Here is a 14,747-nt window from a genome sequence, read left to right as displayed (position 1 = left end):
AGATTTGAAAAAAGTTATCAAACTGAAAGATAAAAATGATTGGCTTAAAGAACAAGTATTTAATTGTTTAGTTGATCAGTTGCAGTACAAAAGTAAATTTACTGCCCTTGCCAATAGCACTTTCAACAAAAATTCTACTATCATGACGGGCAATCATTTCTTGCGCTACCATCATTCCCAAGCCTGAACCTGGTTCTTCGGAAGTGCCTGAAGTTGTATGGTGTACATTCCTGTCTAACAATCTTTCTACATCCAATACCGACATACCAATTCCTGTGTCTTCAACCGCTATTTCTACTACTTCTTCAAGAGAATAAGTTGTGTATATTCGCACTGATCCTTTTGAGCGGGTAAATTTTATTGAGTTAGATATGAGGTTTTGAAACACTAAACCAAGCATATTTACATCACCCCATATATATATATCCTCTGATAAATCATTTATCAAATCGATATCCTTAGCCTTTGCTCCTGAATTGAATAATTCTATTTTTTCCTGAACCAGGCTCTTGAGATGTACAGGGTCCTTTTTCATTTTAATGCTCTCTGACTGCATTTTAGTCCATTGGAGCATGTTTTGTACCAGATCAAATACCTTATTGCCTGTAGTGGAAATTATTTCGAGATTTTCCTGACGTTCATCTTTTGATAAAATTTCGTAATTGCTTTTCATTAAAGAGGCAAGATTCACCATAAACTTCAGGGGCCCTTTAACATCATGGGCCATTATGCTCAATAATTTATTATTGGTGAAGTTTACTTTCTCAAGTTTTTCCTGCGAAGCTTCTAATCTGAGGTTCTTGTCTTCCTGAAGAATATTAAGTTCGTTAAGCTTACGTTCTTTTAGCTGTAGCTCCTTAATTAATTCACCGTGTTTTTGGAGTAGTTTTTCACGTCTTCTCCAATAACTGTATACAACACCAAGTGTTATTATTAATGCTAAAAGGATGTAATAATTAACCCACTGGGAAAAAAACTCGCTCATTTATCGGTGCTTGATTAAATTTTTTCAAATATATAATTTTTTTATTTATGTAAAATGATATATTTGTAGTCAATAAAGTAAGTAATAACTGTCTAATCTTTGATTAAAATGATAAATTTATTAATCGCTGACGATCATGCTGTAGTCCGAAAAGGTCTACGGTTATTATTTAAACAAATCCCTGACATGAATATTGTTGATGAGGCAATAGACGGGGAAGATGCATTAAACAAGCTAAGAGCACAACATATCGATATTGTGTTGTTGGATATTGATATGCCAAAAATGAACGGGATTACCGCAATTAGACATATCAAGAAAGATATTCCACATACTAAAATATTAATTTTAAGTATGCATCCGGAAAAGGTATACGCTATTAGTGCATTAAAGGCGGGAGCTTCAGGATTTGTATCAAAAGAAGCAGATACGGAAACAATAATTTCGGCTATAAGAAAGATAAGCGAAGGTGGGATTTATATCAGTAATGAATTAGCTCAAAAATTAGCTTTTGACGAAAATGCCCACAGACCATCACGTTTGTATAAAAAACTTTCTACAAGAGAAATTGAAGTATTGAAACTTCTTTCTGCGGGAAAAAGGAATAAAGAGATTGCTGAAGAACTAACTATTAATGAAAAAACCGTTAGTACATATAAAGCAAGATTGCTGAAGAAGCTTGATGTAACAAATATGGTTGAGTTAATTAATCACGCCAGAAATTTAGATCTATATTAATTAGAGATAAATTAAGTTATAATAAAAAAAATGCGTTGGATTTTTCAACGCATTTTTTTTATACCTAAAGTACCCTGTTTAATTTTGAATTTATTAAGGTTCTCAACTCATTAAGTTTCATAAGTTCCTTCATTTTACTCTGTCTTTCCATATTATCGGAGATAGATGTCAGGCTTTTGGCCATATTATCTATTTTGGCGGAAATTCTTTTTTCCTTGAACCTCAATACTGTTTGCTCAGTTGCTTGTGTTAATCTTTGTTCTTTACCCAGAATATGAATATCTTTCTTTTTCCAGTTTTTGCTAAGTTCATATTTTTCACTAACCACATCAGCTATAAATGATGCAATTTGCTGGTTCTGATGTTTTCGGAAGTATTCAGAACTTCTTATTTCATCATTATTTATACCTTCTATAATTTCATCATATATTTCGTTGAAGAAAGTATTTTCGAAACCCATATTGTCTTCGTCCAATCTTTCAACTATTTCTTGAATTACAGTTGTTTTAAAGCTTTCTTTTACAGTTTCAATTTCTCCTTTTTCGTTCTCCTGTTCTACCTCATCAATAATATCAATTTCAAAATCGCCATATACAAGTAATAGGTTCATTAATTCCTTTTCCTGTTCCTCGGCCGAATTTAATTGTTTTTTTAGAGATTGCGATGCAGGGGTTGTTGGGCCTCCCATGAATCCCGGAATATCAGGTGGAGGTTCATCGTCCGGAACAATTGTTAAACCCGGGTTTTGTGGTTTATTAGAATCTTGAGTTCTGCTTCTTTGCTGAGATAGTTTTTTTAATTCTCTGTTGTCAATCTGAGCCAGTTCATCAAAAAGTATTGATTCCTGGATGTTTAGAAGCCTTGAAGTTTCCTGTATGTAAACTTCTCGTTTAATTCTATCCTCAATTTTGGCAATTGATTGGACAATATCTCTAATTAATCCGGCTCTCTTTATCGGATCACCTTCTGCATCTTTTAGTAATAAATCACTTTTGAACTGAATGAAATCTGTTTCATTATCATTTAAATATGCCTGTAGTTCGCTTGTAGAAACAGATTTTGAAAAAGAATCCGGGTCGTGACCATCAGGAAAAGTCAGAACTTTTACGTTCATGTTCTGTTCCAGTAATAGATCAATACCTCTGAAAGATGCCTTTATTCCGGCTGCATCACCATCATAAAGTACGGTGATGTTTGGGGTAAAGCGTTTAATTAAATTTATTTGTCCGGGAGTAAGTGCAGTACCCGAAGAAGCTACAACATTTTCAATACCATTTTGGTGTAAGGAAATCACATCAGTATACCCTTCAACCAGATAGCAGGTATCGTTTTTAATAATACTGCCTTTTGCCTGATAAATACCATAAAGTAAATTTGATTTATGGTAGATTGCACTTTCCGGAGAGTTAAGATACTTGGCTACCTTTTTATCGCTTAAAAGTGTTCTTCCTCCAAATCCCAATACCCTTCCAGAGAGCGATTGGATTGGAAACATAACCCTACCTTTAAATCGATCGAACTTTTTGCCACTTTCCTTAACAATTGACAAACCGGTTGATTCGAGAAAATTCAGATTATAACCTTTCGAAATGGCTGAATCAGTAAATGCCGTCCATTCATCAAGGCAATATCCAAGTCTGAATTTTTCAATAGTATCTTTTCTAAATCCTCTTTCTTTAAAGTAAGAGAGACCTATAGCTTTTCCCCGTTGAGAATTTAAAAGTGTTTCGTTGAAATATTTAGCTGCATATTCAGAAACCAAATACATGCTTTCTTTTTCGTCGGCTAATTTTTTACTCTCTTCGTCAAGTTCTTCTTCTTCAATTTCGATATTATAACGCCTTGCTAAATATCTCAAAGCTTCGGGGTATGAATAGTTTTCCAGCTCCATCAGAAAACTAACAACATTTCCTCCTTTTGAAGAACTAAAATCTTTCCAGATTTGTTTTGCAGGAGACACAACGAAAGAGGGCGTTTTTTCGTTTACAAATGGACTTAATCCTTTTAGGTTTTGTCCTGCTCTTTTTAAAGTTACAAAGTCACCAATTACCTCTTCAACTCGTGAAGCTTCAAAAATTCTATCTATGGTTTCCTTTGGAATCATCTATACTAATTGATAATTTTTTATTTTCTATTATAAAGAGAGAATATAATTATTTTTTTCTTTCGATAACGTAATTTACCAGTGTAATTAGTGCTTCTTTGGCCGGACTGTCAGCTATACCTTCGAGAAGTTTCAGTGCTTCCTGCTGGTATTCCAGCATACGTTTGGTTGTGTATTCTATACCACCGTTTTGTTTTACAAATTCAATAACTTCCTTAACTCTTTTCTTGTCTGTATTGTGTTTTTTTACGGAGTTAATCAGCCATTTTCTTTCTTTCTTATCGCAATTATTTAAAGTGTGGATAAGCGGTAAAGTCATTTTTTGTTCTTTTATATCAATACCGGTAGGTTTGCCAATTTTGGCATTTGTATAGTCGAACAAATCATCTTTTATCTGAAATGCAATTCCGATTAACTCTCCAAAGCGGTGAAAACGATGCACCATATCGATATCAGCACCAACCGATCTGGCTCCTGCAGCTGTACATGCAGCAATAAGGGTAGCGGTTTTTTGTCTGATTATATCGAAATATACCGCCTCCGTAATATCCAGTTTTCTCGCTTTTTCAATTTGCAGCAATTCCCCTTCCGACATTTCCCGAACTGCTGTTGATACTATTTTTAACAAATCGAAATCTTCATTGTCAACAGATAGTAATAAACCTTTTGAAAGAAGATAATCACCGACCAAAACGGCAATTTTATTTTTCCAAAGGGCATTTATAGAGAAAAAACCACGGCGCATATTGCTGTCGTCAACAACATCATCGTGTACAAGTGTTGCCGTATGTAAAAGTTCAATTAACGAAGCAGCACGATACGATCGTTCTGAAACACTTCCGGAAAGAGCTTTTGCAGTTAAGAAAACAAACATAGGACGCATTTGTTTTCCTTTTCTACGAACAATGTAATGCGTTATTCTTTCTAGTAAAGGAACAGATGAAGACATGGATTCTCTGAATTTTTCTTCAAATAATCGCATCTCGTTATTTATAGGTTCCTTTATTTTTTCTGCGGGTTTCATCTGTCTATAATTTGTTCGTTTTGGTCAGAATATAGCATTAATTAATTGAGAACATCTTTAGATTTCCTTTATCATCATTAACAATAACAGGAAAGTTAACATCACCGTTGCGGTTATAATCAGCTACACGACCAACTATTTGTCCATAAACCGGAAATCCTTTTTGTAGATCCATATTAGAATCAAATAAGTAAACTTTGTTAGATGATACGGATCCCACTACCAAATAATGAATTTTATTCCAGGAAAAGACTTTTGGCTCGCTAAAATTATTGTCTTCTATTTCAAAAATTTCGGTAGAGCTTTTATTGCTCCACTTTACAATGTTTTTAGATAAAGAAACAGTCTGATCTCCTTTTTTGATATAGAATGTTTCACTGTCGAATTTATCTATTTTCGAAATATCAACTACGGAATTGAAGAAGATACTCAGGAGCTCTCCTTTTTTTGTATTTGTTATAATTCTGGATTTAGATAAAGAAGATTCTTCAATCAGATAAAATTTATTAACACCTAAAGGATAGTTATTCTTAACATTAATTCTGTTGCTGCCTCTTCTGTCCAGAACATATATTTTACCACTGGCAGTACTCAGAACTATATAATCTTTGCCTTTTACTCTAAAGTGCTGTGGTGCTTTATTAATAGTACTGGAACTTTTCTTAAACTTGAAGCCGCTAATTGTTTTCCCTTTATTGTCGTACATCCTTATTTGTTTGCCCATTGGTACAACAAATCTATAGTTCCTACTTTTCGAATAATCAAAAATGCCGATTGGTGCACTCGATTTCCAGGGAAGTTTTTTAGGGAAATTATCGATGTTTTTTCCGTTCCTGTCCAAGATGTATAAATTGGCTTCGGTGTTGAAAGCCATTTGTAATTTCCTGTTTTTGTACAAGTCTACCTGTTGTATTTTTCCTAAAATTTTCGAGTCCAGTTGTTTCGACCACAAAATTTTACCGGAAGTACTAATTAAATAGAGTATATTGTTTTTATCCTGTACAGCTATTTCCTTATTGTTATTGTAATGATTTTGAAGAGTACTGATTTCCGGATATAAATCCTTGTCAAACTCTAGTTCCCATATAGGCTTAACTTCATTTTCTACTTCATAGCTCTGCCTTGCTAAAATATTTGTATAGGCATTACCATTTTCATAAGTAAACTGAAAAGCTCCCGATTTATATTTTGATAATTCTTTGATGTTATCTGAAATGAGGGGTTTTAAATCAGGGAAAATGGCAGTTAAAAATTCTGAAAAATCAGGATTTTTGAAGTAAAAGATAATATTAGATTTATAAGCCAGATCTTCTTTTAAGTTTTTAAAATGGTGGTAACTTTCCATATTACGACCGTCTATATAATCGCTTATGATATTTTGGATGTTTTTTCTGTTATCCGATAATATTACAACATCATCAATAATAGTATAGTAAGGAGCCTGTAGGTTCCTGAATGATTCTCCCAGATAATCTTTAAAAATTTCCTTTTTTACCGTCTTATGAATTGTAAATCCTCTAAAATTAAGTATCGACTTATCGCTGATAAGTTTTAATGCTTCTTTAGCCAAAGAAGCCTCCTTACTTTTTATCAACACCAAATCATTGTAGTTTATTGCTTTGTTGTCCGATCTTAGAGCGGCAAATCCAATTTGATTATCTATCCATGTATCAAATAATTTTGCTCTTTTTATCTGGTGTTTTTGCTGATTTAATTCAAACTTTTTTAACTCACCGTGTTTTTGGAGATAGTCCTGGTATCTGCGATAATATTGAGAAAAATTCTCAAAACCGTATACTACAGAAAAGGCTGTTCCCGAAGGTAAAAGTTCATCAACAGTAATTCTTTGAGCTTTTTGATTACTAAAAATACCGAGGAAGTTTCCGATAGAGTCATTTGTAGATGTTATTCCGCTGCAGAATATTTCATCGGCATCCGGACTAATATCTAATTCCATCCAATCGGAGAAATTTGTGGTCCATTTAACGAAATCAATGTTGTCTGCAAATTTATCAACTACTCTTAGTTTGGGAATATTTATTAATAAGTTGAAGTCTTCTTTATTGTTTATAGACTTGTATATGGAGCTGAAATTAGAATTATCCATCAGGCTTTCTTTCGAATTTAACTGACGGATAGAGTTTTCTAACAAAATAATATTTCTGCTAATTATTAACAGTCCCTGATAATTACTTACATAAAGAGGTGAAGATAAAACCGGCAGGGAGTATTCAACAATATTGGCACTGTCATAAATTTTACTGGACTTTTTGTGCGGATCAAATTTCGAAAAATCTTCCGGGCTAATATCCGATTGTTTAAGTAAAATAAGATAATCAAACGATTTTACACCCACATTGTGAAGGCTAAAAACTGCTTTTTTATCTAAAACCTCAATGTTATTTTTATTGAGGTATTGAGAAAGTGATCTCAACTGTGTGGCTATTAACTTTATGCTTTCTTCTTTCTCAATAACTGACCATAAAGAGTTTTCCTCTAAATTATTTAAGGCTTCACCAATATTATCTGATTCAAATAATAAAACAGCATTTTTTGGTACGCCTTTCACTCTGTTTACATCTTTTGTAAGAGGAGAATCGCACGAGGAAAAAGAAAATAATGATGTTAATGTGATGAATAAGAGTAAGTTCTTCATTTTTGCATTTAATTGTAAGCGATATATTTGTTTACTGACAAATATACTTTTTTTGACAATATATCTAGGATATTACTTACTTCTTATATTTTCTCAGATAAAGTATTGTTCCAATTTTTGGTTGTAATCCCCAAGACATTCTATTTCGCTTATATAAGTACTCTAATCTGATACCTTCTTTTTGAGCTATAGAGTACATAGAGTCTCCTTTAACTACTTTGTAATATTTGTTTTTACCTTTTCTGTTTTTTCGTTCAATAAAAAATGTTTCGCCGTTTAAAAGTGGGCTATCCCAGTTTTTGTCATTGTATTCCAGAAGCTTTTTTTGTTTAATATCTAATTCTATAGAAAGACTTTCATAGGAGTCACCTTCTCGAATTACGATATAATCTAAACTGCTTTTGTGTGTTTTTATATTATGTGTTCCTGTAAAATCATGTGGCTCCGTAATGTCTATAACTTCTTTTTGAGTAGAAGCTATAAGATCTTTTTGTGGTGGTTCAGTACCATTTAATACCATCTGATCAAATCGATAAAGTTTATTGTCTTCAATGATCCTAATTAATCTTTTAGGGTAATGTTTGTCGGTTGCGTAACCGGCTTTTTTTAACCCATATGCCCAACCTTTGTAATCAGTAACTTTTATCTTAAATAAGTCAGCATATCTTCTTTGATTCTTTAAAAACTTTGAATGGTCTCTATATGAGCCCCAGGGAGAAGGATAACTGCGGAAGCATTCTCCTCGCTTATCATCGTTGTGGTATATCTTTTTTCCTGTCCAATTGGCACATTTAATTCCAAAATGGTTATTTGCTTTTATGGCTAAGCGACTTTTTCCATTTGCAGATTCTAAAATCCCCTGTGCAAGTGTGATACTTGCGGGAATTCCAAAAATGCGCATTTCATCCATCGCAACTTTTTGATATCGTTTTATGTAGTTGATATTATCACTACTTTGCGCATTTACTGACAAGTAGGTCATAAAGATGATCGAAACAGATGTTAGTAGTTTAGTGATAGACATACGTAAGTGTTTGATAATTAGATGTTGCTTTAATTAGATATTGATAAGTAATACTAAAAATTTTTATTTAAATTATCAAATATAATATTGATTTACATATGCTTGTTACTTGCAATTAATTTTGCAATTTTGTTTGATGGAATTTAACTCAGGTTTCAGAGATAAATTAAGTCCTGAAGATTTTTATTATAATGATGAAGGTTATAGGGTTTTTACGGAGCGATATCATTTAAAAAGAGGGTATTGCTGTAAATCTGGTTGTAAGCATTGTCCTTATGGTTACGACAAAAAGACCGGGTTGATAAGAAGATAAGTTTGGATATTAATTATTACACATATAAACTTTCTATTAGGCGAATTCAATATCGCCCTTCCATTCGCGTGCCTTAGATTCTTATCAGGTACTTTTTTTACGACATTACATTTTAATAATATTTTTGCTGTTTGATTTAAAGACTTTAACTTTGTGAGGCTTTAAATCGAGGGCACGTTTATATATTGTAATTTTTTTGAAAGGAATTGCAATTACAATATGAACTTTACATATTTTTTCACTTTTAATATAATAAAAGATGACTAACGAAGAATTTAGAAATGATATAAGGATGGGGATTCCAGAGGTCTTACCGGTGGCTAAATCCTATGAAGAAGATATAAATCACGCACCAAAGCGTAAAGCCATTTTGTCGGAAGATGAGAAGAAACTGGCTCTGAAAAACGCTTTAAGATATTTTGATAAAAAGCAACATGCCGAATTGGCGCCTGAGTTTGCCAGGGAATTGGAAACCTATGGACGAATTTATATGTACCGACTTCGCCCGGATTATAAGATATTTGCACGTAGTATTGATGATTACCCTGCAAAGTCGAAACAGGCAGCTGCTATTATGTTGATGATTCAGAATAATTTGGATTACGCAGTTGCCCAACATCCACATGAGTTAATTACCTACGGTGGAAATGGTGCTGTTTTTCAAAACTGGGCACAATATCGACTTACTATGAAATATCTTTCGGAAATGGAAGATGATCAGACTCTTGTAATGTATAGTGGTCATCCAATGGGATTGTATCCATCGCATAAAGATGCTCCTCGTGTTGTAGTTACAAACGGTATGGTAATACCTAACTATTCTAAACAGGATGATTGGGAGAAATTCAATGCTTTAGGTGTTTCACAGTATGGTCAAATGACAGCGGGTTCATATATGTATATCGGTCCTCAGGGAATTGTTCACGGTACTACTATAACAGTTATGAATGCTGCAAGGATGGTTGCTAAGAATAATGAAAATCCTTTTGCAGGTAAATTATTTGTTACTTCCGGTTTAGGAGGTATGTCGGGAGCTCAACCTAAAGCAGGTAATATTGCCGGAGTTGTTTCTGTTACAGCCGAAGTAAATCCGAAAGCAACCGAAACCCGTCACTCGCAGGGATGGGTAGATGAGGTGATAGAAGATTTAGATGAGTTGGTGACAAGGGTGAATAAAGCCAAGGCCGAAAAAGAGGTTGTATCTATAGCCTATCAGGGTAATATTGTTGATGTTTGGGAAAAATTCGATGAGGAGAACGTGTTTGTTGAATTAGGATCCGATCAGACTTCGCTACATAATCCTTGGGCCGGAGGTTATTATCCTGTCGGTATGAGTTATGAAGAGTCTAATATTATGATGGCTGAAAAACCTGAACTGTTTAAAGAAAAAGTGCAGGAAACTTTAAGACGACATGCAGCAGCAGTGAATAAACATACTGCAAAAGGAACTTATTTCTTTGATTATGGAAATGCTTTCCTCCTTGAGGCATCAAGGGCCGGAGCTGATGTTATGGCTAAAGATGGTAAGTCGTTTAAGTATCCTTCGTATGTTCAGGATATTATGGGACCAATGTTCTTCGATTTCGGATTTGGACCGTTCCGTTGGGTTTGCGCATCAGGATCGCCTGAGGATTTGGAGGCTACCGATAAAATAGCTTCTGATGTTTTGGAAGAAATAATGAATAATTCTCCTGTGGAAATTCAGGGTCAAATGGCCGATAATATTCAGTGGATTAAGGGAGCACAGGAAAACAAGTTAGTTGTTGGCTCTCAGGCAAGAATTTTATATGCCGATGCGGAAGGCAGGATGAAAATTGCCGCAGCATTCAACAAGGCTATTGCCGAAGGTAAAATTGGTCCGGTTGTTCTAGGTCGCGATCATCATGATGTTTCAGGTACTGATTCTCCATTCCGTGAGACTTCAAATATATACGATGGTTCGAGTTTTACTGCCGATATGGCCATTCAAAATGTAATAGGTGATTCTTTCCGCGGAGCTACATGGGTGTCAATCCACAATGGTGGTGGAGTAGGCTGGGGAGAAGTTATCAACGGTGGGTTTGGAATGTTGCTTGATGGTTCGGATGAGGCTGACAGAAGATTGAGAATGATGCTTCACTGGGATGTTAATAACGGTATTTCACGTAGAAACTGGGCGAGAAACGAAAATGCAATTTTTGCGATAAAGCGTGCAATGAAAGAAGAACCAAAGTTAAAAGTTACTCTTCCTAATTTTGCTGATGATGAATTAATAGAAGGATTATTTTAAAATTCGAAACTAATTAAATAAAAATCCGTGCATCTGTAGCGAATATGAACAGCTACTGATGCACGGATTATTTTTGGTTAGAATTTTTATCTATTTAAAATCAGCTTTCTTAACTCCTTTGTTTATCTGAACTGATTTTATTTTCATTTCCATAGCCTGTGGACCTGCCTGAATCTTTAGCAGGGTAGGGAACTTAATACCTTCGATTTCTTTATAATCCTTCAGTTCGGTAAGTTCTGTGATTATATTACCCTGAACTTCCTTGATTGATTCTTGCTGAAGAATAAGTCCGGTTTTAGTATCGAAATAGTAGTAAGAGGTTTCGCCCTCTATAACTATTTTCATTTTATAAGCCTCCGAATCATTTACCGGTACTATATTTTCTAGAACAGCTTCATGTGATTCGTTTGCGAAGTCCATCCATTCGAAAATAGAACGGCTGTTTTTTGCCTTATCATTTTTAGCTTTGTCAAATGGCATTTTTTGACCCTGTGCCATAACATAGCCTTTTTCGCCGTCAAAAACATTTTTGGAAATTACGTTACCCTGCATTTTCATTTCCATTAACATCTTGTTTGGCAACATTGTTTTTATGTTTCCGTCAATTGAATATGGTCCCATTTGCATTGTGAAATCCTGGTTAAGAGTTTTAACTTTTTCAAGTTTTTCTCTTCCCCCAATTGCCTGAGCGTAGTTGTCTAAAACTGTAGAAACGGTAACATCTGCAGGAACAGGTTTAGCCAATGACGGTGCTTCTGTTGGATTACCGTAAATGTCGAAGTATTTAATTTCGTAGCCCAGTCTTTTCAGTCTTGGTACAACTTCTACTGCCTTACCAACAATAACAATTCTTGAATTGTTTGGCTTTAGGTAATGGTTCATTGCTGCTTTAACATCTTCGGTTGTTACCTCATTTACCTTTTTCAGGTAGTTTGCATAATAACCCTCAGGAAGATTGTCTTTTTGTTCAGAAAGGTAGAAACCGGCAATTGTAGCAGGCGATTCAAGAGTTCTGGCAAACGAACCAAACATCATGTTTTTTTGTTGAGTTAATTCGTCTTCATTTACAGTTTCCTGCTGGATTTTATTTATTTCATTGAAAAATTCAACAATTGCACTATCTGTAACAGAATTTCTAACGCTTGCCCCGGCATAGAAGTTTGCTATTATTTTGTCGTTACCCAAAGAGCTGTAAGCTCCGTATGTCCATCCTTTGTCTTCTCTTATGTTTGAAAATAAACGTCCTGTCATTCCACCCCCAAGTATGGTGTTACCCGCACTTGCTGCAAAATAATCCTGATTTGTTTTCTTAAGTTCTTCCAGGTTAACAATCGAAATAATAGATTGCGTTGCCGCATCCATGTTAACAAAATTGATCTCGGTCTTTTCCGGATTTTGAGGAAGCTCATAAATATGGCTTGGAACTTCGCCTGATTTCCAATTTTTTAAATGTTTTTTAACCAGTTTTTTAAGCTCTTTCTTTTTAATATCACCGTTTACAACAAGGTAGGCAATGTTCGGTTTAAAGTATGTGTTGTACAGGTTTTTAACATCGTCGAGAGTGATGTTCTTTGCTGTTTCAGGAGTCATTACTTCTCCGTATGGATGGTCTAATCCAAACAGAACTGCATTTTTAACATTTCCCATCACAGCCTTGTTATCTTTCTCATTTGCTTCTAAACCTGTTAGCGTTTGTTTTATTTCTTTATCGAATTCTTCCTGAGGGAAGCTTGGATTAAATAAAACATCAGACATGATTTCGAAAGCCTGTATGTAGTTCTTTTTTAGTGTAGAAACGTTAATTCCATTGCGGGATGTACTTAATGTAGCTCCCATAGTTTCTACTTCCTCAAATAATTCTTCTTTAGACTTATTTGTTGTTCCTGAGCTCATCATCGATCCAAAAATCATAGTCTCTCCGGCTTTTTCACCTTCTAAAATTGGATCGTAATCGAAATGGAGTGTGTAACTAACTGTAGGAAGTTTGTGGTTTTCAACCAAAATCACCTTTAGGCCGTTTTTCAACTGCCACATCTCGGCTTTTGGGAGATTAATTTCGGGTGCAGGACCCGATTTAGGTTCTGTGCTTCTATCAATCTGGGCATTGATCCCAAAACTGATAAAAGTTATAATTATTAATGATATTATCTTCTTCATATTATGTCAGTTTATTTTTTAGGGTAGTAGTAAAGAACAACTCTTCTTTCTTTTTTGAAATATTCCGATGCAACGCGTTTAATATCCTCTTTTGTGATACTTCGGTATTTATCGATTTCTGTATTTACCAGATTGGTATTTCCAAAATATAAATAATAGTCGGCTAGTGATTCTGCAACCCCCGACATACGTCTGTTACGTGAAACAAAACCAAGTTCAAGCTGGTTAATTTCTTTTTCGTGTTCCTTTGGTGAAATTAACGACGTAGAAATATTATCTATTTCACTATCTATTGCACTTAATAATTCATCTAATTTTTTTCCCTGATTTACCAGACCGTAAAAAGTTATCCTACCGTAATCTTCTCCGTTCATTACAAAGCTTCCCGATTGAAGAGCAATTTGTTCCTTTTCTACAATTTTTTTGTGAATACGCGAACTTGCTCCTCCTGATAAAATATCATTGATAAAATTCATTACATAGGCATCTTTGTCTGTTTGTTTTGGTGTTCTGTAAGTAACAAAAACAGCAGGAATCTGAATGTTTGCATCGTATATAGTGTCAACAATTTCCTCAGTAAGGAAAGGTTCTGTTATTTCGGGGCTAACTATTTCGTGCGTACCTTTAGGAATAGTGCCAAAATACTCACTAACCCATTTTTTTGTCTGGGCTTCGTCAATATCACCTGCAATTGTTAAAACTGCGTTGTTTGGTACATAAAAAGTTTTGTAGAACTCCATGAATTCCCCAAGTTGAGCTTCACCTATATGTTCCATTGAACCAATAGTAATCCATCGGTAAGGGTGAACTGTAAACATACGTTTGGCAGTTTCGCCCATGAAAGATCTGTATCCAACATTGTCGTAGTTAGAACGCTTTTCTTCCTTTACAACTTCGCGCTGTGTTTGTACTCCAACTGTGTCAATCTTGGCATGCATCATTCTTTCCGATTCCAGCCAAAGTCCCATCTCCAGTTTGTTCGAAGGAAAAATTTCGTAGTAGTATGTGCGATCCATACTTGTATTGGCATTAAGAACACCACCATTATCTTTAACGTACTTGTCGTATTCGCCTCTTTTAATGTTTTCAGAACCTTCGAATAAAAGGTGTTCAAAGAAGTGGGCAAATCCTGTTCTGGTAGAATCTTCGTTCTTGGATCCTACATGGTAGGAAACGGAAACAGCCACAACCGGAGCAGTATTATCTTTGTGAAGAATAACGTGCAAGCCGTTTTCAAGGGTGTATTCCTCAAATTTAATGTTCTGAGCCTGCACAGAGAAATTAAGCAATGTGAGAATTGCAAAGAGCAAGGTCTTTTTCATTTGATATTTGTTTAAGTTAAATGAGTTGATTTTATATAAATAAATCATTAAAGTTCAAAAGTATATTTATTGTCCGAAAAAAAATATCTTAATTTTCTTTTTAACTTAAATTTTGCATTTGCGTAAGGGATTGCTTCGCATCCCAATGCTTTCAT

The 14,747-nt window shown here is 34.6% G+C and carries 10 protein-coding genes; 3 read left to right on the top strand and 7 right to left on the bottom strand.

Translation table 11 applies throughout. The annotated features are described in order from the left end of the window. Positions 1–67: 67 nt before the first annotated feature. On the bottom strand, positions 68–985 hold the full coding sequence (locus ABFR62_03630) for a HAMP domain-containing sensor histidine kinase (GenBank protein ID MEN8137500.1): 918 nt from the start codon (positions 983–985) through the stop codon (positions 68–70). A gap of 108 nt (positions 986–1,093) precedes the next feature. On the opposite strand from ABFR62_03630, the gene ABFR62_03625 reads away from it, so the two are divergent. Beyond that, positions 1,094–1,723: a response regulator transcription factor gene (locus ABFR62_03625; GenBank protein ID MEN8137499.1), complete on the top strand. Its 630-nt coding sequence runs from the start codon at positions 1,094–1,096 to the stop codon at positions 1,721–1,723. Positions 1,724–1,787: 64 nt separating this feature from the next. On the opposite strand, the gene dnaG is transcribed toward ABFR62_03625, so the two are convergent. The 4 genes from dnaG to ABFR62_03605 form a co-directional block, all read right to left on the bottom strand. Further along, positions 1,788–3,827 (bottom strand): DNA primase, encoded by a 2,040-nt coding sequence (gene dnaG / locus ABFR62_03620; protein MEN8137498.1) that lies wholly within the window; start codon positions 3,825–3,827, stop codon positions 1,788–1,790. Between the two features lie 49 nt (positions 3,828–3,876). Further along, complete coding sequence (locus tag ABFR62_03615; GenBank protein MEN8137497.1) at positions 3,877–4,851, bottom strand: polyprenyl synthetase family protein; 975 nt, start codon at positions 4,849–4,851, stop codon at positions 3,877–3,879. A gap of 37 nt (positions 4,852–4,888) precedes the next feature. Further along, positions 4,889–7,507 (bottom strand): DUF3352 domain-containing protein, encoded by a 2,619-nt coding sequence (locus ABFR62_03610; GenBank protein ID MEN8137496.1) that lies wholly within the window; start codon positions 7,505–7,507, stop codon positions 4,889–4,891. 76 nt (positions 7,508–7,583) lie between these two features. Further along, positions 7,584–8,531: a glucosaminidase domain-containing protein gene (locus ABFR62_03605; GenBank protein ID MEN8137495.1), complete on the bottom strand. Its 948-nt coding sequence runs from the start codon at positions 8,529–8,531 to the stop codon at positions 7,584–7,586. A gap of 136 nt (positions 8,532–8,667) precedes the next feature. Here ABFR62_03605 and ABFR62_03600 point away from each other — a divergent pair, with 136 nt between their 5' ends. Beyond that, positions 8,668–8,844: a DUF5522 domain-containing protein gene (locus ABFR62_03600; protein MEN8137494.1), complete on the top strand. Its 177-nt coding sequence runs from the start codon at positions 8,668–8,670 to the stop codon at positions 8,842–8,844. A 259-nt stretch (positions 8,845–9,103) separates the two neighbouring features. Continuing rightward, positions 9,104–11,113: a urocanate hydratase gene (locus ABFR62_03595; protein MEN8137493.1), complete on the top strand. Its 2,010-nt coding sequence runs from the start codon at positions 9,104–9,106 to the stop codon at positions 11,111–11,113. A gap of 90 nt (positions 11,114–11,203) precedes the next feature. Here ABFR62_03595 and ABFR62_03590 read toward each other — a convergent pair whose 3' ends face one another. Next, entirely contained in the window at positions 11,204–13,270 is a 2,067-nt protein-coding gene (locus tag ABFR62_03590; GenBank protein ID MEN8137492.1) for a pitrilysin family protein, read from the bottom strand. Between the two features lie 11 nt (positions 13,271–13,281). Next, a complete protein-coding gene (locus tag ABFR62_03585) occupies positions 13,282–14,592 on the bottom strand; it encodes a pitrilysin family protein (GenBank protein MEN8137491.1) in 1,311 nt (436 codons plus the stop codon). Positions 14,593–14,747: the final 155 nt, after the last annotated feature.

Source organism: Bacteroidota bacterium (assembly GCA_039714315.1).
Lineage (GTDB): Bacteria > Bacteroidota > Bacteroidia > Flavobacteriales > JADGDT01 > JADGDT01.
This window is presented reverse-complemented; position numbering and strand designations above follow the sequence as displayed.

Bases quoted from the DNA above. Each gene is read 5' to 3' on its own strand.
- ABFR62_03615 (MEN8137497.1), bottom strand. From the start codon at position 4,851: ATGAAACCCGCAGAAAAAATAAAGGAACCTATAAATAACGAGATGCGA.
- ABFR62_03600 (MEN8137494.1), top strand. From the start codon at position 8,668: ATGGAATTTAACTCAGGTTTCAGAGATAAATTAAGTCCTGAAGATTTT.
- ABFR62_03610 (MEN8137496.1), bottom strand. From the start codon at position 7,507: ATGAAGAACTTACTCTTATTCATCACATTAACATCATTATTTTCTTTT.
- ABFR62_03585 (MEN8137491.1), bottom strand. From the start codon at position 14,592: ATGAAAAAGACCTTGCTCTTTGCAATTCTCACATTGCTTAATTTCTCT.
- ABFR62_03595 (MEN8137493.1), top strand. From the start codon at position 9,104: ATGACTAACGAAGAATTTAGAAATGATATAAGGATGGGGATTCCAGAG.
- ABFR62_03630 (MEN8137500.1), bottom strand. From the start codon at position 985: ATGAGCGAGTTTTTTTCCCAGTGGGTTAATTATTACATCCTTTTAGCA.
- ABFR62_03590 (MEN8137492.1), bottom strand. From the start codon at position 13,270: ATGAAGAAGATAATATCATTAATAATTATAACTTTTATCAGTTTTGGG.
- ABFR62_03605 (MEN8137495.1), bottom strand. From the start codon at position 8,531: ATGTCTATCACTAAACTACTAACATCTGTTTCGATCATCTTTATGACC.
- dnaG (MEN8137498.1), bottom strand. From the start codon at position 3,827: ATGATTCCAAAGGAAACCATAGATAGAATTTTTGAAGCTTCACGAGTT.
- ABFR62_03625 (MEN8137499.1), top strand. From the start codon at position 1,094: ATGATAAATTTATTAATCGCTGACGATCATGCTGTAGTCCGAAAAGGT.